Below are 16,400 nucleotides of genomic sequence, written 5' to 3'. Positions count from 1 at the left end.
GTCGCATTGACAAAGAAAGTGACTAGCCGCCGGGCTACCCCCGGCCAACGGTCAGTGGTCAAGCAACGACTTCAAATCCCCCTCAATCCCCCTTTTCCAAAGCACCCAGCGGGCATAAAGGGGAAGCCACCGGCTTACCGCCTGCCCCAACACATACCCCAAACAATCGACCGCCCTACCGCGCTTACTTCCCCTCCAATTCCTCCAGCAAATGGAACAACGGCTTCAGCTCAATGTACCGCTCGCACACCTTGCGCAAATATCGCATCACCAACGGCATATCTTTCAAATACCCATCCTTACCATCCCGGTGATACAACCGCGCAAAAATCCCCAGCACCTTGATGTGGCGCTGCGCGCCCATCCATTCGAAATCGCGCCAGAAATCGCCGAAATCCGTACGCACCGGCAGGCCCGCGGCGCGCGCCTTTTCCCAATAGCGGATCACCCAGTCGAGCTGATGTTCTTCGTCCCACTCGATATAGGCGTCGCGGTAGATCGAGGCGAGGTCGTAGGTGATGGGGCCGTAGACGGCGTCCTGGAAATCGAGGATGCCGGGGTTGGGATCGCTGACCATCAGGTTGCGCGAGTGCCAGTCGCGGTGCACGTAGACCTGCGGCTGATCGAGGTTGTTGGCGAGCAGGCGCTCGAACACGGTGTGGAGGTGTCCGCTCTGTTCCTCGCTCAGCGTCACGCCGAGGTGCTTCGTCACATACCACTCGGGAAACAGCATCAGTTCGCGGGTGAGCAGGGCGCGGTCGTATTCCGGCAATACGCCGGGGCGGCTGGCTTGCTGGATGCGGATCAGGGCATCGTTGGATGCCAAGTACAGCGCGCGTGCGCTGTTTTCGTTCAGCGCCGACAGGTAGGTGGTGTTGCCGAGATCGGTCAGCAACAGAAAGCCCTGCTCCAGATCGGCCGCCAGCACCTGCGGCACATGTACGCCCGCATCGCCGAACAGCTTGGCCACAGCGATGAAGGGGCGGCAATCCTCGTGCGCCGGGGGGGCGTCCATCACGATATAATCGCGGCCTTTGACACCGCTTTCAATTGAGGCGACGCGAAAATAACGGCGAAAACTGGCGTCCGCCGATGCCGGGGCGATGTCCAGAGCATCCCCGCCCAGTTGCTGGGCGGCCCAATGCTGTAATGCTTGCAAACGATCCACTGTGTTACGGCTCCAAATGATGCTGGTTTCAAATTAACGCTGGTTTAAATCTAACGCTGTATTCATCTAACCCACTGACGGATTTTACCTCGTTGTCCTTCCTGCCCGGCCTGGCTTGTACTGTATTGCTGTTCACTGCGTGTCCTGCGGTGGCGGACAGCCTCGTGCTGAAATCCGATGCCGAACTGAGCAGTCCGACGGTAGCCGGTGAGGCTGGGCCGATGTTCGTGATGGCCAACGAGATCGAATCGAGTTCGCCCAACGTCATCGTGGCGACGGGCAACGTGGAAGCCCGCCAGGCCGGCCAGAATTTCTTTGCCGACTGGCTGCTCTACGATACCTCGCGCAGGTTTGTCGAGGCGCGCGGCAACGTGCGGATGGAACAGCCCACTCTGCTGGTGAGCGGCGACACGCTCAAATTCAACCTCAACGACTACAGCGGCGAGCTGACCCAGCCGGTCTACAGCCTGCCGGTACAGAACGGGCGCGGCCACGCCGAACACATCGCGTTCATCGACGCCAGCAACTCCACCCTCACCGATGCCACCTACACCACCTGCCCGGTCGGCAACGAGGATTGGTATCTCCAGGTGGGCGAACTTGATCTCGACAAATCGCGCCAGATCGGCGTGGCACACAACGCCACCCTGCGCTTTCTCGACGTGCCGATCCTCTACACGCCGTGGATCGACTTTCCGCTCAACGACGCGCGCAAGAGCGGCGTGCTGCCCCCCACGTTCGGCACCACCGAGCGCAGCGGCATCGACTTCATGGTGCCGTATTACCTGAATCTCGCGCCCAACTACGATGCCACGATCTACCCGCGCCTGCTGTCCAAGCGCGGCCTGATGCTGGGCGGCGAGTTCCGCTATCTGCTGGATGAGTTCGGCGGCACCAACCGGGTCGACTTGCTGGCCAACGACCGCGAGCTCGATCGCTCGCGCTGGGATGTCGTGCTCGACAACACCTGGCGCATCAACGCCAACACGCGGGTCGGCATGCTGTACAACCGCGTGTCCGACGACGATTACTTCCGCGACTTTTCCAACCAGGCGGCCATCACCTCGGTCAGCAACCTCAACCAGGAAATCTGGCTCATAACGCAACACAGCAACTGGAGTGCCGAGTTGCGCGCGCAGACCTTCCAGACCCTGCAGGACTCGACCGCGGTCACGCCCATCATCGAGCCGTATTCCAGGCTGCCGCAGGCACGCCTCAGCATGGCCGATACGTTCGGCCCCGGCGTCGAGTTCAAGCTCGAAGCCGAAGCCGTGCATTTTGCGCATGACAGCCTGATCGAGGGCACCCGGGTGCTGGCCTACCCCACGCTGCGCATGCCGCTCGTCAGCTCGTTCGGCTACATCACGCCGCAAATCGGCTGGAGCAGCACCTATTACGCGCTCGACGACAGCGCGCCCGAGCAGCGCATCACGCGTAACCTGCCGATATTCAGTCTCGACAGCGGCATCGCCTTCGACCGCCCGTTCACGCTCGGCGATGCCGCTTACTCGCAAACGCTGGAACCGCGCGTCTATTACGTCTATGCGCCCTACCGCGACCAGACCGACATCCCGGTGTTCGATACTGCCCAGCTCGACTTCGGCTATGCCGAGATGTTCACCGAAAACCAGTTCATCGGCGGCGACCGCGTCAACGACGCCAACCAGCTGACGGTCGCGATTACCAGCCGCTTCACCGAGGCCGCCACCGGCTACGAGCGCCTGCAGGTCACGCTCGGCCAGCGCTACTATTTCAGCTCGCAGCAAGTCACCCTGCCGGGCGTGGCGCCGCGCAGCAGCAACTCGACCGACATGCTGATCGCCGCGAGCGGACAGGTCAGCCGCGACTGGTACGTCGCCGGCGGCTGGCAGTACGACACCCAGAACGGCGCGGTCGTGCGGCAGAATCTGGCGGCGTCGTATCGTCCAGGCGCGGGTCGCGTGGTGAACGTCGGCTACAACTTCATCGAACGGAACACCGAGCAGATCGACGTCTCGGCGCAATGGCCGCTGGCCCGGCGCTGGTACGGCATGTTCCGCTACAACTATTCCTACTACGACAACAAGCTGGTCGAAGGTCTGGCCGGGCTTGAATACAATGGCGGCTGCTGGCTGCTGCGCGGCGCCGTCCAGCGTCTGGCTACCAAGGACGCGGAATCCACCGACTCATTCTTTATCCAGCTGGAATTGAACGGACTCGGGGGCATCGGCTCCAATCCAACCAGCGTTCTGAAACAAAGCGTCCCCGGATACCGGCCGAGCAATGAACTGTTTTCCACACCCCATGCAAATGAAGACTATTGAACGTCCCGAATGGCTCCGCCCTCACTGGGCGCTGATGCTGCTGCTCGTCGTGGCATCGCTGCTGTCCGGACAGCCCGCGCGTGCCGAAGTGGTGCAACTCAATTACATCGTCGCGGTCGTCAACGACGAAGTCATCACCCGGCAGGAACTCACCAAGCGTTACCTAGAAACGGAAAAAGCCCTGGCGCGGCAGAACACGCCGCTGCCGCCGCGCAACGTGATCGAAAAGCAGCTGCTCGAACGCATGATCACCGAGCTCGCCCTGCAGCAACACGCCCGCAACACCGGCGTACGGGTCGACCCGGCACAGGTCGAACGCGCGATCCAGCGGATTGCCGAACAGAACAAGATGGACGTACCCACCCTGCAGGCCACGCTGGAAAAACAGGGCCAGAGCATGGACAGCATGCGCGCCACCATCCGCAACGAGTTGCTCATCGCCCGCGCCCGCGAGCGCGACGTCGACAACCGCGTCACCGTGAGCGACGCTGAAATCGAAGGCTATCTGCAAACCAAGGCGCAGCAGGGTGCGGAGACCGAATACAACTTCTCCCACATCCTGATCACCACGCCGGAAAACGCCTCGCCCGAACAGATCCAGGCGCGCCGCGCCCGTGCCGACGACGTTCACGCCCAGCTCGAAAAAGGCGCCGATTTCGCCCAGCTGTCGGCCAGTTCGTCCGACGCGCCCAACGCCATGCAGGGCGGCGCATTCGGCTGGCGCGCCAGCGGCAAGATGCCGGCGCTGTTCGCCGATGCCCTGAAGCCGCTGCAGCCCGGCCAGATCAGCCCGGTGCTCAAAAGCAGCAACGGTTTCCACATCCTCAGACTCAACGACAAGCGCGGGCTCGATGCCGCGCTCAGCGTCACCCAGACCCACGCGCGCCACATCCTGATCAAGACCAACGAACTCACCTCGGAATCCGATGCCCGCAGCCGCCTGCTGCAGATCAAGGAAAGGCTCGAAAACGGCGCGAAATTCGAGGAACTCGCCCGCCAGTATTCCGACGACGGCAGTGCTTCCAAAGGCGGCGACCTCGGCTGGATCAACCCCGGCGATACCGTGCCCGAATTCGAGCGCGCGATGGACGAACTGAAGCCCGGCGAAATCAGCCAGCCGGTGCGTTCGCCGTTCGGCCTGCACCTGATCCAGGTGCTGGAACGCCGCGACCAGGACGTCACCCAGGAACGCCAGAAACTGCAGGCGCGCCAGGCCATCCGCGAGCGCAAGGCCGAAGAAGCCTTCCAGGACTGGGTGCGACAGATTCGCGACTCGGCCTACGTCGAGTTGCGGCCGCTCGACTGAGGCCCACGCCATGTTGCCCGTCATCGCCCTCACTGCAGGCGAGCCTGCCGGCGTCGGCCCCGACCTCTGCATCGCCCTGTCGCACCAGGACCTGCCCTGCCGCCTGAGCGTGCTCGGCGACGTCGACGTGCTGCGCGCCCGCGCCGGGCAACTCGGCACCCACGTCAACTTCATCACCGGCGATGCCATTCCCGCGCATCAGGCGGGCGCGCTGCATGTACATCACATCCCGGTCGCCAGCGCGGTGGTGCCGGGCACGCTCAACCCCGACAACAGCGCCCATGTGCTGGCGCTGCTCGACGCTGCCCTTGAGGGCTGCATGAACGGCTCGTATCAGGCCATCGTCACCGCGCCGGTCCACAAGGGCGTCATCAACGATGCGGGCTACGCCTTCACCGGCCACACCGAGTACCTGGCCGAGCACAGCGGCACCGCACGCGTCGTGATGATGCTGGCCGGCGGCGGCCTGCGCGTCGCGCTTGCCACCACGCACCTGCCGCTGCGTGCCGTGGCCAACGCGATCAAGCCCAGGCTGCTGACCGAAGTCATCCGCATCCTCCACAGCGACCTGCAGAAGCGCTTCGGCATCGCCTTTCCGCGCATCGTCGTCGCCGGGCTCAACCCCCACGCCGGCGAATCCGGCCATCTCGGCCGCGAGGAAATCGACATCATCGAACCCGTGCTCGCGCGCCTGCGCGGCGAAGGCATCGACCTCATCGGCCCGCTGCCCGCCGACACCCTGTTCTCGCGCATCCGCCACACCCAGTGCGACGCCGTGCTGGCGATGTACCACGACCAGGGCCTGCCGGTGCTCAAATACGCCAGCTTCGGCGAAGGCGTGAACGTCACCCTGGGGCTGCCCTTCATCCGCACCTCGGTCGACCACGGCACCGCGCTCGACCTCGCCGGTACCGGCCGCGCCGAAGTGGGCAGCCTGCTAGCGGCAATCGAAATGGCTCTGGGGATGGTGAGCAGTGAGCGGGGAGCGGTGAACGGTTAACCCCACACCCCCACCGCTTCCCACCATGCATACCCCGCGCAAACGCTTCGGCCAGAACTTCCTGATCGACGACGGCATCATCCACGCCATCGTCAACGCCGTGCATCCGCAGGCGGGCGAAACGGTGGTCGAAATCGGCCCCGGCCTTGGTGCACTGACCCGCCCCCTGCTCGAACGGCTGCCACACCTGCACGCGGTCGAACTCGACCGCGACATCGTCGCGCGGCTGAACCGCGCCTGGCCCACCGACCGGCTCAGCGTCCACAGCTGCGATGCGCTGAAGTTCGACTTCGGCAGCCTCGGCACCGACCTGCGCATCATCGGCAACCTGCCCTACAACATCTCCACCCCGCTGCTGTTCCACCTGATGGAATATGCCGCGCAGATCCGCGACATGACCTTCATGCTGCAGAAGGAAGTGGTCGAGCGCATGGTGGCCGAACCCTCCACCAACGACTACGGGCGCTTGACGATCATGCTGCAGCGCCGCTTCCATCTGGAATGGCTGCTCGACGTGCCGCCCACCGCGTTCAATCCGCCGCCCAAGGTGGACTCGGCGGTGGTGCGGCTGATTCCCAAAACGCCGGCTGAAGTCGTGCCGCTCGACGAAGCCCTGTTCTCCCGCATAGTGCAGGCCGCGTTTTCGCAACGGCGCAAGACGCTGAGAAACACGCTGGGCAGCCTGCTGAAGCCGGAAGACTTTGCCGCGTTGGGGATTGATTCCACGCTGCGCGCCGAAGCGCTGCCGCTGGCCGATTACGAACGCATCGTGCAGCATTTGAAATCGAGCGAAGGGAACTGAATATGATCGAGAACCAGGAACGCTTTGATCAAGCCCGCTTTAATCAAGCCGTGGCCCTGTTCGACGCCGCCAACGCCGAAGACCCCAATCAGGATGAAGGCCAGCCGAAAGAACTGCTGTACGGCCAGCGCATGTCGGAGATGATCGGCCGCTTCGCGCCGAACGCCTCCGAAGCCGCGCAGCTGGCGGTGCGCGCCCAGCACATCCGGCGCTGGACCGTGCCGCGCAACAGCTACCCGATGGACAAGGACGGCTATCACGCGTGGCGCACCGGGCTCTACACGTTCCACGCCAACACCGCCGGCGAGCTGATGCGCGAGGCCGGCTACGACGACGCGATGATCGAGCGCGTCAAGAAAGCCATCGGCAAGCGCGGCATCAAGGTCAACCCCGACACGCAGCTGCTGGAAGACATCGCCAACCTCGTTTTCATCGAGCACTACATGCTGGCCTTCGCCGCGAGCAAGCCGGAATACGATGAAGCAAAATGGCTGGAAATCATCCGCCGCACCTGGGGCAAGATGTCGAAGACCGCACAGGCTTTCGCCCTGTCCGGCGCCATCAAGCTGCCGGAACCGCTGGTGCCGCTGATCACCAAGGCGATCAGTTAAGAACACTGATTTATTTAGTCCGTTCGCCCTGAGCTTGTCGAAGGGCATTTCATAAATTTGGTTTTATTGGCTTTAACTCGGCAGCGTCACCGCACCTGCCGCGACGAGCGCGCCCACCGGTCCACGACTCTATAAATGGAAGCGCCCTATCCTTTCCATTCTGAATACAACGTCGTTATCCTATTTTTCCCGATCACGTCCTGCGATTTTTGACGGACGCAGCACACGTTCAGACCGCATCACATACAGGATCGTGACCCGCTTGCCGTCGTAGCGGTAGAACACCCGGCACGGCGGCTCGATAACCTGCCGGTAACGCGAACGTTTCAATTCAGGTGGGCGACTGCCGCTTTCCGGATATGACTGCAAGTGATCGACATGCGCGAACACACGTTTGACCAGCGCCGATGCCGCATCGGGCTTGTCGAGCGCAATGTAATCGGCAATAGCATCCAGATCAGCCAGCGCCGGTTCCGTCCAGATTACTTCAGCCATCGGGCCATGCGGGCTTTGGCCTCCGCGTGCGACACCACCCTGCCCTCGGCGAGCGCCATTTCGCCGCGCGCGATTCCCTCAAGCACTGCCATGCGTTCTTGCAGCAACTCAAAGGTTTCGACATCCACCAGATAAGCACTCGGTAGCCCATGCTGCGTGATGAGAATGGGCTTCCTATCCCGCTCGATATCCGCGAGGAGTTCGGTCGCCTGACGTTTGAGGGTAGTAACGAGTTCGGTGCGCATGAGTGCCACTATAGTGACACTCATGGATTGGGGCAAGACCAATTATTTTGAAGCGTCCCGTTTTTCGCAAATGGACAACGAAGACATTGCCCGGATAGCCTGAAGGGAGGGAAAAGGAAAGTTGCCCGTTCAGTCCGGCAGCGTCACCGCGCCTGCCGCGTCGAGCGCGAACCCTGGGTTCCACGCCACCTCCCACAGATGGCCATCGAGGTCGCGGAAGTAGCCCGAATAGCCGCCCCAGAACGCCTCGACCGCAGGCTTGACGATCTCCGCCCCCAGCGCCGCCACCTCCGCCAGCACCGCATCGACCTCCTCCCGCGTGCGGGTGTTGTAGGCCAGCGCAAAACCACCCGCGCCGCTGCGCTCGGGCGACACCCCCGCATCCGCTGCCAGACTCGTCCACGGCCACAGCGCAAACGCCATGCCGCCGCACTGGAAAAACGACACGCCTTCGGCCTGCCGCATCGAGCGCTGCCAGCCGAGCGCTTCGTAAAACGCGGTGCTGGCGGCGAGGTCGTGTACGCCGAGAGTGATCAGGCTGATGCGTTGTTCCATGTTTGGGACTCCTTAAAACGTGTCCGCATCAATGTGGACTCAGCTTCGAAGACACCGTTTGCTTTGATGGTCAAATGCCCCACCAGAGTCTAAGCATCGATCTGCTGCCAAGGCTTCAGAAAAGGATGAATACGTGTGGAAACCGCCAATTGCAACGAAAACCCAGAAGGCCAGACCGACCCCGATTACCCAGCCACCTTCTGGATTAATGTCTCTCTTGAAAGTACGGCATATCAGGTAACCAGGCCCTCGAATCAGTATCTCCAGCACAACCTCAAGAACAACATTGCCGACAACTCTCAGCAATCCACCCAGAAACTCTCCCGCAATATCCCCGATTGGCATTCGTTTAGCTCTCCTCAGGCGCCCGCACCCACCCCGCCGTGCCCTTCTGGATGAATTCGATCGGATACCCATCCGGGTCTTCGATAAACGCAATCACGGTGGTGCCGTGCGACATCGGCCCGGCCGGACGCAGGATCTTGCCACCCTTGGCCGCCGCCGCGTCGCAGGCGGCATACGCATCGTCGACCTCGATGGCGATGTGGCCGTAACCCGTGCCGCGCTCGTAGCTGTCCACGCCCCAGTTGTAGGTGAATTCGAGCACCGCCGCCTTGTCCTCGTTGTCGTAGCCGACGAAGGCGAGCGTGAACTTGCCGCCTGGGTAGTCCTTGCGCCGCAGCAACTTCATGCCCAGCACATTCGTGTAGAAATCAATCGAGCGATCGAGGTCGCCGACGCGCAACATGGTGTGGAGAATTCGCATGGTTTTACCCCCCTATCAAAGCTGAAACAGCGTTGTGCTCATTCTGCGCAACTCGGCGCGCCTTGCCAACGCATCGGGGCACAGCACCGCAACCTGCGCCCAGAAGCGCGGCGAATGGTCGAGGTGAACCAGATGGGCCAGTTCGTGCGCGGCGACGTAGTCGATGATCGCCAGCGGCGCCTGCACCAGGCGCCAGTTGAGCCGCACGTGGCCGCTGTGGGTGCAGCTGCCCCATTGGGTTTGCGCGTTGGACAGGGCAAAACGGCTGGGCGCGCGCCCCAGCTTGCGGGCATTGCGCGCGAGGCGCCAGGCCAGCAGGCGGGTGGCCTGCTCATACAGCCAGCTGCGGATCAGGTCGTCGAGGTCGGCATCGTGCGGCGCGTGGATGCGCAGGGTGTCGCCGCGGCGGCGCACTTCGACGAACAGGGAAGGCTGAATGTCGAGCGCCAGTTTGCGTCCGAGGTAGTGCACGCTGCTGGCGGGCAGCGCGGCGTCTTGCGGCACGCGCGCCTGCATGCGCGCCCAGGTGCGCAGCAGCCAGCCGTGTTGCTGGGCCACGTAGCGTTCGATCTCGGGGCGCGGGGTCCAGCTGGGGGCGTGGATACGGATTTCGTGTGGCGTCACGGTGAGGCCGAGAGTGCGGCGGCGGCGCGAGCGCTTGAGGGCGAACGGCACAGCCGCTTCGCCGAGTTGCAACATGCCGCTATTGGTGTGCGGCAGCAGGGGGCAGCCTCGTCATTTCGGTTTCGATCCAGGCCTCGACCGCGCGGGTGAGTTCGGCGGCGCTTTTGCCGCTGCTATCGATCACCGGGCCGATGCGCACGGTGACGGTGCCGGGGCGTTTGATGAAGGCGTTCTTCGGCCACACTTCGCCGGCGTTGTGCGCCACCGGCACGATGGGGGCGCCGGTTTCCGCCGCCAGCCAGCTGCCGCCGATGCCGTATTTGCCTTTTTCGCCGGGGGCGACGCGGGTGCCTTCGGGGAACACCAGCACCCAAAAACCCTGTGCCAGCTTGGCGCCGCCCTTGGCCACGATCTGCTTCAGCGCCTCGCGCCCGGAGCTGCGGTCGATGGCGATGGGCGAGAGCAGGCGAAACGCCCAACCAAAAAACGGCACGTTCAGCAGCTCCTGCTTGATCACCGGCGAGACCGGCGGAAACAGGAACAGGAAGGCCACGGTTTCCCACGCCGACTGATGCTTGGCGAGGATGATGGCGGGCTGCGACGGCAGATGTTCGCGCCCTTCCACCACGTAACGGATGCCCAGCACCCAGCGCGCCAGCCAGATCACCAGATGGTTGTAGCCGGTGATCAGCCGGTAGCGCACGTGGGCGGAAAACGGAAAGCTGAACAGCGCGACCAGGCTAAACAAGACCGTCAGCAGGGTCTGGAAAAAAGCGAAAACCAGCGAGCGGATGAGATTCATATTGAGAGGGTCAGCAATTGGTCAACCGCCTCGCTGAGGTCGTCGAACACCGTCGTGTTTTTGGGCAGGCCGCCCGCCGCCAGGGTTTTCTTGCCCTTGCCGGTTTTGACCAGCAAAGGCCAGGCGTCGATGCTTTCCGCCACCTGCAGGTCGCGCAGCGAATCGCCCACCACCGGCACGCCGACCAGTTCCTTGCCGTAGCGCGCGGAAATCTCGTGGAACAGACCGGCCTTGGGCTTGCGGCAGCCGCAATCCATTTCGGCCGAATGCGGGCAGTAAAACACCGCCTCGATGCGCCCGCCCGCCTGCATCACCGCCTTGTGCATCTTGGCGTGGATGGCGTTGAGCGTGGCCACTTCGAACAAGCCGCGCGCGAGGCCGGACTGGTTGGTCGCGACCACCACGCGCCAGCCTTCACGCGTCAGCCGTGCGATCGCTTCCAGGCTGCCGGGTATGGGTTTCCATTCATCGGGCGATTTGATGAACTGGCTGGAGTGGACGTTGATGACGCCGTCGCGGTCGAGAATGATGAGCTTCATGGCGTCATTTTAGGCCGCCAGACGCGAGAGGTCAGCCACCCGGTTCATGGTCTGGTGCAGCTGGTCCAGCAGCGCCAGCCGGTTGGCTTTCAGCGCGGGATCGTCGGCGTTGACCATCACGCTGTCGAAGAAGGCGTCGACCGGGGTTTTTAGTGCAGCCAGCACCTGCAGCGAGGCGGTGTAGTCACCGGCCATGAAGGCCGCATCGGCTTTGGGCTCGATCTGTTCCAGTGCGTCAAACAATGCTTTCTCGGCGGGCTCAACAAAAAGCCCCGGCTCAATCGCTACCGGCACTTCATCCCCAGATTTTTTCAGTATGTTCGCAACGCGCTTGTTGGCGGCTGCGAGGCTTTCGGATTCGGGCAATGCCGCAAAAGCGCGCACCGCCAGGAGCTGCAGCGGTACTAGATCTATACGTACTGGACGCATGCAAAGCACCGCATCCACCTCGCTTGCCGTGTAGCCCAGATCGCGCATCAAGCCACTTAGGCGATCGAATACAAAAGTCTCCGCATCCGTGTGGGCATCGCCCAGCATCCCGGACGGGAACGCCGAAAATGCATTATTGATCAAATCGAAAAGACTCAAAGGCAGGGATTTTTCGATGAGAATTCTCAACATGCCGAGCGCATGTCGCCGCAACGCAAACGGATCCCTGTCGCCGGTCGGAATCTGCCCGATGCCGAACAGGCCCACCAGCGTCTCCAGCTTGTCGGCCAGCGCCACGCACACGCCCACCGGATTCCGCGGCAGTTCATCACCGGCGAAACGCGGTTTGTAGTGATCCTCGATGGCAAAGGCGATGTCGTCCGACAGCCCATCGTGCTGCGCGTAATAGCGCCCCATGATGCCCTGCAGTTCGGGGAATTCGCCGACCATGTCGGTCAGCAGGTCGGCCTTGGCCAGCAGCGCAGCCTGATCGGCCTGCAACGCCAGCGCCTCGCCTCCGAGCTGTTCGCCGATGGCGCGGGCTATCGCCTGCACCCGCGTCACGCGCTCGCCCTGGGTGCCGAGCTTGTTGTGGTACACCACCTTGGCCAGCCCCAGCACGCGCGAATCGAGCGCCTTCTTGCGATCCTGATCAAAGAAGAACTTGGCATCGGCCAGACGCGGGCGCACCACACGCTCGTTGCCCTGGATCACGGCGGACGCGTCGGCGGGCGAGATGTTGGAAACGATGAGGAACTGGTTGGTCAGCTTGCCTGCGGCATCCAGCAGCGGGAAGTATTTCTGGTTCGCCTTCATGGTCAGGATCAGGCATTCCTGCGGCACGTCGAGATAGGCGGTTTCAAACGTGCCGACCAGCACATTGGGCCGTTCGACCAGCGCGGTGACTTCCTGCACTAACGCATTTTCACTAAGAAAGATTTCCGCTTCAGCGTCAAGAAGATTTGCCGGCTCTACTTCTAAGCGTGAATTCATGCGTTTTGCATGACCGCGAAGCTGTCTGATGATGGAAAGGCTTCGTTCTTCATAACTAGCAATCACTGCACCTTCGTCTTTCAATTGGCCGGCATAGCTGTCCGCACATTGAATCGACACCGGGCTCACGCGCGCTTCAAACCGATGGCCTTGGGTGTCGCGCCCCGCGGTCAAACCGAGCACCGACACCGGCACGACATCCGCGCCATGCAGCGCCACCAGGCCATGCACCGGGCGCACGAAGTTGACCGTGGTCCAACCGTCGGCCAGCGGATACGTCATGACCTTCGGGATGGGTAGATTATCAATCGCATCCTCAAGCGCCTTTTGCAGTGCCACCGTTAAAGTCAGCCCTGGTTGGATACCCTCATAGAAGAGAGCCTCATGCTTACCGTCCTGTTCGCGATGAAGGCTCTTATAGTCAATAGTTGGATCGATTGAGGCCAATTTCTTCACAAGCGCAGGCGTCGGGCTTCCATCGGAATCCAGCCCAACCGAGACTGGCATCAGCTTTTGGCGGAATTTCTGATCTGGCGCCTTGGCAGCCACATTGGTAATGGAGACGGCAAGACGACGTGGGCTTGCGAATTCCCTCTTGACGCTATCGTCCTGAAGAAATCCGCGCCTCTTCAGACTAAATTCGATAGAACCACCGAAATTAATCTCAAGCTCCTTCAGAGCCTTGGGCGGCAGTTCTTCGACGAAGAGTTCGACGAGCAGGTTCTGCGTACTCATGCGGCCTCCTTCTTCGCCAGCATGGCCTGCACTTCTTCGGCCCACTCGCGTGGCGCCATCGGGAACCCCAGCCGCGCACGCGAATCAAGATAGCTCTTCGCCACCGCACGCGCCAGATTGCGGATGCGTCCGATGTAGGCCGCGCGCTCGGTGACCGAAATCGCGCCGCGCGCGTCGAGCAGGTTGAAGGTGTGCGCGGCTTTCAGCACCTGCTCGTAAGCCGGCAGCGCGAGCTGCGCTGCAATCAGTTCCTGCGCTTTTTTCTCGTGTGCGCTGAACGCCGTCAACAGGAAATCGACATCGCTGTGCTCGAAGTTGTAGGTGGACTGCTCGACCTCGTTCTGGTGATAGACGTCGCGATAGGTCAGCCCCTCCGTCCACACCAGGTCATACACGCTTTCGACGCCCTGCAGGTACATCGCCAGGCGTTCGAGGCCGTAGGTAATTTCGCCGGTGATCGGCTTCACGTCGATGCCGCCGACCTGCTGGAAATAGGTGAACTGGGTCACTTCCATGCCGTTCAGCCACACTTCCCAGCCCAGCCCCCAGGCGCCGAGGGTGGGGTTCTCCCAGTCGTCCTCGACGAAGCGCACGTCGTTCTTTTTCAGATCGAAGCCCAGCGCTTCGAGCGAGCCAAGATACAGCTCCAGAATGTCGGCTGGCGCCGGTTTCAGCACCACCTGGAACTGGTAGTAATGCTGCAGCCGGTTGGGGTTGTCGCCGTAGCGGCCGTCCTTGGGGCGGCGGCTCGGCTGCACGTAGGCGGCCTTCCACGGCTCGGGGCCGAGCGCACGCAAGAAGGTGGCGGTGTGCGAGGTGCCGGCGCCGACTTCCATGTCGTAGGGTTGCAGCAGCGCGCAGCCGCGCTCGCCCCAGTAGCGTTGCAGGGTGAGGATGATGTCCTGAAAGGTGGGTTTCACGGCAGATGAGCGGCTTTTCGGGAAAGCGGCATTTTAGCTTGGTTGGGGCGGGTTTCGGGGACCAGGCCTGCGCGACCGCCGACCCCGCCCGCAACACGAAAACTACGGCAGTTTTCCCCGCAGGATTTCCCGCCTATATTTCGACAAGTGGGTGGGCATGCCAGATCGGTGAATCAGGCTCCTGCAGGTGCGAACCTTGCCTTGCATACTCAAAACATTTCTGGCTGTGGCCAGACAAAATCCATTCGGGGAGCGCAAGCATGCTGAAATATTTTTCTCTGCCATCGTCACGCGCCCTGCCGGGCCTCATCGCTGCAGTTGCTCTGGCAGTCATCCTGAGCGCCTGCGGCGAGGGTGAGAAAGCCCCTGCCGCAACGGTCGAGGCCAAGCCATCCGTCCAGCCGCCCCCAGCAGCTGTCGCAGCCCCGCCGGAAGAAACAGGCCAGCTCACAATCGACCTGGACCGAACCGCGAAACCCTGGACCGGCGATCTCAATGGAATGATCGAACGGCGGGTCATTCGCGTTCTGGCGACCTATAGCAAGACCAATTACTTCCTCGACATGGGCGGCCAGCGTGGTGCAACCTATGACGCCTTTCGCGTGTTCGAGACGGACCTGAACAAGCGTCTGGCGAAAGAGAACAAGTTGAAGGGCAAGCATCTCAAGGTGCACGTGGTCTTCATTCCGGTCGCCCGGGAAGATTTGCTGACGGCACTGACAGCCGGCAAGGGCGACATCGCAGCGGCCAATCTCACCGACACCCCGGGGCGACGCAAGCAGGTCGACTTTTCCGCACCGGTCTATCCCGATGCGAGCGAAGTGGTGGTGTCCGGCCCGGGCTCGCCCCAGGTGTCGAGCGTGGACGACCTCGCCGGCAATACAGTGTTCGTGCGCAAAACCTCCAGCTACTACGAAAGCCTCGTGGCGCTCAACCAGCGCTTTGCCGCCGAGAAGAAGCCTGCGGTGATCATCAAGGAAGCACCGGAGGCGCTGGAAGATGAAGACCTGATCGAAATGGTCAACGCCGGCCTGATGCCGCTCATCGTGGTGGACAGGCACATGGCGGACTTCTGGAAGCAGGTGTTTCCCGACATCAAGGTGCATGACGACGTTGCCGTGCGCACTGGCGGCAACATCGCCTGGGCGATACGCAAGAACAGCCCGCAGCTCAAGGTCGCCCTCGATGATTTTCTGGCGCGCAACGCCAAGGGTTCCACCATGGGCAACGTCATCCTGGCCAAATATTTCAAGAATGCCGGCTACGTGAAGAACGCTGCTGCGGAATCCGAGCGCAAAAAATTCCGCGCCCTGGTGCAGTACTTCCATAAATACGGCGATCAGTACGACGTCGACTGGCTGCTGATGGCCGCCCAGGGCTATCAGGAATCCCAGCTGGACCAGTCCGTCCGCAGCAAGGTGGGGGCCATTGGCGTGATGCAGGTCATGCCTGCCACCGGCAAGGACCTCGATGTGGGCAACATCGCCGAAACCGAGCCGAACATCCATGCCGGTATCAAATACATGCGCTGGATGATCGACCACTACTACGGCGACGAGCCCATGACCCAGCTCGACAAGGCGCTGTTCGCGTTCGCCTCATACAACGCCGGTGCCGGGCGGGTCACGCAGTTGCGCAAGGAAGCGGTCAAGCGTGGGCTGAACCCGAACGTCTGGTTTCACAACGTGGAATATGTGGCCGCCGATAAAATCGGCGCGGAGACGGTGACTTATGTGTCCAACATCTACAAGTACTACATCGCCTACAAGCTGCTGATGGAGGTTCAGGCGGAGAAGGCCCTGGTCACCAAGCCGGGTGGGGGCAAGCAGCCCTAGGCTGGATGACTCAACGCGACCCGATTTGCACTGTTGGCGGAGCCAGAGGGGCAGGCCTCGACTCTTGCTACAGACGAACAACTGGCTACCAAAAGACTTTCTGAAGCCTAAAAAGCAATCGCAGACGCCCCATCACCGCCGCCCTGGTTTTGATCTTCATCCCCTCTCAGCCCCGCCGGAAATTGAGCCTGCCGGGTGGATCAGCGGCAAAGGTGTTTGAGCCCCGCTCACAAAAATCAATCAAGCATTACAAAAGCGGGGCGAGTTCTTTG

At 62.0% G+C, this 16,400-nt stretch carries 16 protein-coding genes; 6 read left to right on the top strand and 10 right to left on the bottom strand.

Annotation, left to right across the window (positions count from 1 at the left end; genetic code table 11):
- Positions 1 to 184 precede the first annotated feature (184 nt).
- Entirely contained in the window at positions 185 to 1,168 is a 984-nt protein-coding gene (locus IV098_RS09680; RefSeq protein WP_296888553.1) for a phosphotransferase, read from the bottom strand.
- A 92-nt stretch (positions 1,169 to 1,260) separates the two neighbouring features.
- On the opposite strand from IV098_RS09680, the gene IV098_RS09675 reads away from it, so the two are divergent.
- The 5 genes from IV098_RS09675 to IV098_RS09655 are packed head-to-tail and all read left to right on the top strand — an operon-like array spanning position 1,261 to position 7,190.
- The gene (locus IV098_RS09675) at positions 1,261 to 3,471 is read left to right on the top strand and encodes an LPS-assembly protein LptD (protein WP_296888551.1); all 2,211 of its coding nucleotides are present in this window, start codon (positions 1,261 to 1,263) and stop codon (positions 3,469 to 3,471) included.
- Entirely contained in the window at positions 3,458 to 4,777 is a 1,320-nt protein-coding gene (locus IV098_RS09670) for a peptidylprolyl isomerase (protein ID WP_296888549.1), read from the top strand. Before IV098_RS09675 ends, IV098_RS09670 begins: the two co-directional genes overlap by 14 nt.
- Before the next feature lie 10 nt (positions 4,778 to 4,787).
- Complete coding sequence (gene pdxA / locus IV098_RS09665) at positions 4,788 to 5,777, top strand: 4-hydroxythreonine-4-phosphate dehydrogenase PdxA (RefSeq protein WP_296888547.1); 990 nt, start codon at positions 4,788 to 4,790, stop codon at positions 5,775 to 5,777.
- Positions 5,778 to 5,802: 25 nt separating this feature from the next.
- Complete coding sequence (rsmA, locus tag IV098_RS09660; protein WP_296888546.1) at positions 5,803 to 6,579, top strand: 16S rRNA (adenine(1518)-N(6)/adenine(1519)-N(6))-dimethyltransferase RsmA; 777 nt, start codon at positions 5,803 to 5,805, stop codon at positions 6,577 to 6,579.
- Between the two features lie 2 nt (positions 6,580 to 6,581).
- Positions 6,582 to 7,190: a DUF4202 domain-containing protein gene (locus IV098_RS09655; protein WP_296888544.1), complete on the top strand. Its 609-nt coding sequence runs from the start codon at positions 6,582 to 6,584 to the stop codon at positions 7,188 to 7,190.
- 180 nt (positions 7,191 to 7,370) lie between these two features.
- Here IV098_RS09655 and IV098_RS09650 read toward each other — a convergent pair whose 3' ends face one another.
- From IV098_RS09650 to glyQ, 9 genes are all read right to left on the bottom strand, one after another.
- On the bottom strand, positions 7,371 to 7,685 hold the full coding sequence (locus tag IV098_RS09650) for a type II toxin-antitoxin system RelE/ParE family toxin (RefSeq protein WP_296888542.1): 315 nt from the start codon (positions 7,683 to 7,685) through the stop codon (positions 7,371 to 7,373).
- Complete coding sequence (locus tag IV098_RS09645; protein ID WP_296888540.1) at positions 7,673 to 7,930, bottom strand: type II toxin-antitoxin system Phd/YefM family antitoxin; 258 nt, start codon at positions 7,928 to 7,930, stop codon at positions 7,673 to 7,675. The genes IV098_RS09650 and IV098_RS09645 overlap by 13 nt, the downstream gene beginning before the upstream one ends.
- A 129-nt stretch (positions 7,931 to 8,059) precedes the next feature.
- A complete protein-coding gene (locus tag IV098_RS09640; RefSeq protein ID WP_296888539.1) occupies positions 8,060 to 8,485 on the bottom strand; it encodes a VOC family protein in 426 nt (141 codons plus the stop codon).
- 349 nt (positions 8,486 to 8,834) lie between these two features.
- Positions 8,835 to 9,251 carry a lactoylglutathione lyase gene (gloA, locus tag IV098_RS09635; protein ID WP_296888537.1) on the bottom strand — a complete coding sequence of 139 codons (417 nt, stop codon included), beginning with the start codon at positions 9,249 to 9,251 and terminating at the stop codon, positions 8,835 to 8,837.
- Between the two features lie 15 nt (positions 9,252 to 9,266).
- Positions 9,267 to 9,950 (bottom strand): M48 family metallopeptidase, encoded by a 684-nt coding sequence (locus IV098_RS09630; RefSeq protein WP_296888535.1) that lies wholly within the window; start codon positions 9,948 to 9,950, stop codon positions 9,267 to 9,269.
- 4 nt (positions 9,951 to 9,954) lie between these two features.
- Complete coding sequence (locus IV098_RS09625) at positions 9,955 to 10,677, bottom strand: 1-acyl-sn-glycerol-3-phosphate acyltransferase (protein ID WP_296888532.1); 723 nt, start codon at positions 10,675 to 10,677, stop codon at positions 9,955 to 9,957.
- Complete coding sequence (gmhB, locus tag IV098_RS09620) at positions 10,674 to 11,216, bottom strand: D-glycero-beta-D-manno-heptose 1,7-bisphosphate 7-phosphatase (RefSeq protein WP_296888530.1); 543 nt, start codon at positions 11,214 to 11,216, stop codon at positions 10,674 to 10,676. The genes IV098_RS09625 and gmhB overlap by 4 nt, the downstream gene beginning before the upstream one ends.
- 9 nt (positions 11,217 to 11,225) lie before the next feature.
- Positions 11,226 to 13,373 carry a glycine--tRNA ligase subunit beta gene (gene glyS / locus IV098_RS09615; RefSeq protein ID WP_296888528.1) on the bottom strand — a complete coding sequence of 716 codons (2,148 nt, stop codon included), beginning with the start codon at positions 13,371 to 13,373 and terminating at the stop codon, positions 11,226 to 11,228.
- Positions 13,370 to 14,293: a glycine--tRNA ligase subunit alpha gene (glyQ, locus tag IV098_RS09610; RefSeq protein ID WP_296888526.1), complete on the bottom strand. Its 924-nt coding sequence runs from the start codon at positions 14,291 to 14,293 to the stop codon at positions 13,370 to 13,372. Before glyQ ends, glyS begins: the two co-directional genes overlap by 4 nt.
- 260 nt (positions 14,294 to 14,553) lie before the next feature.
- Here glyQ and IV098_RS09605 point away from each other — a divergent pair, with 260 nt between their 5' ends.
- Entirely contained in the window at positions 14,554 to 16,128 is a 1,575-nt protein-coding gene (locus IV098_RS09605) for a lytic transglycosylase F (protein ID WP_296888524.1), read from the top strand.
- Positions 16,129 to 16,400 lie beyond the last annotated feature (272 nt).

The organism is Thiobacillus sp. (assembly GCF_018780105.1).
Taxonomy (GTDB): Bacteria; Pseudomonadota; Gammaproteobacteria; order Burkholderiales; family Thiobacillaceae; genus Thiobacillus.
Note: the sequence above shows the minus strand (reverse complement) of the source record. Positions and strands in the feature narration are given on the sequence as shown.

Excerpts from the sequence above, each read along its gene's own strand:
- IV098_RS09650 (WP_296888542.1), bottom strand. The coding sequence starts at position 7,685 with ATGGCTGAAGTAATCTGGACGGAACCGGCGCTGGCTGATCTGGATGCT.
- glyS (WP_296888528.1), bottom strand. The coding sequence starts at position 13,373 with ATGAGTACGCAGAACCTGCTCGTCGAACTCTTCGTCGAAGAACTGCCG.
- gloA (WP_296888537.1), bottom strand. The coding sequence starts at position 9,251 with ATGCGAATTCTCCACACCATGTTGCGCGTCGGCGACCTCGATCGCTCG.
- IV098_RS09630 (WP_296888535.1), bottom strand. The coding sequence starts at position 9,950 with ATGTTGCAACTCGGCGAAGCGGCTGTGCCGTTCGCCCTCAAGCGCTCG.
- IV098_RS09605 (WP_296888524.1), top strand. The coding sequence starts at position 14,554 with ATGCTGAAATATTTTTCTCTGCCATCGTCACGCGCCCTGCCGGGCCTC.
- IV098_RS09640 (WP_296888539.1), bottom strand. The coding sequence starts at position 8,485 with ATGGAACAACGCATCAGCCTGATCACTCTCGGCGTACACGACCTCGCC.
- IV098_RS09625 (WP_296888532.1), bottom strand. The coding sequence starts at position 10,677 with ATGAATCTCATCCGCTCGCTGGTTTTCGCTTTTTTCCAGACCCTGCTG.
- pdxA (WP_296888547.1), top strand. The coding sequence starts at position 4,788 with ATGTTGCCCGTCATCGCCCTCACTGCAGGCGAGCCTGCCGGCGTCGGC.
- gmhB (WP_296888530.1), bottom strand. The coding sequence starts at position 11,216 with ATGAAGCTCATCATTCTCGACCGCGACGGCGTCATCAACGTCCACTCC.
- rsmA (WP_296888546.1), top strand. The coding sequence starts at position 5,803 with ATGCATACCCCGCGCAAACGCTTCGGCCAGAACTTCCTGATCGACGAC.
- IV098_RS09670 (WP_296888549.1), top strand. The coding sequence starts at position 3,458 with ATGAAGACTATTGAACGTCCCGAATGGCTCCGCCCTCACTGGGCGCTG.
- IV098_RS09645 (WP_296888540.1), bottom strand. The coding sequence starts at position 7,930 with ATGCGCACCGAACTCGTTACTACCCTCAAACGTCAGGCGACCGAACTC.
- IV098_RS09655 (WP_296888544.1), top strand. The coding sequence starts at position 6,582 with ATGATCGAGAACCAGGAACGCTTTGATCAAGCCCGCTTTAATCAAGCC.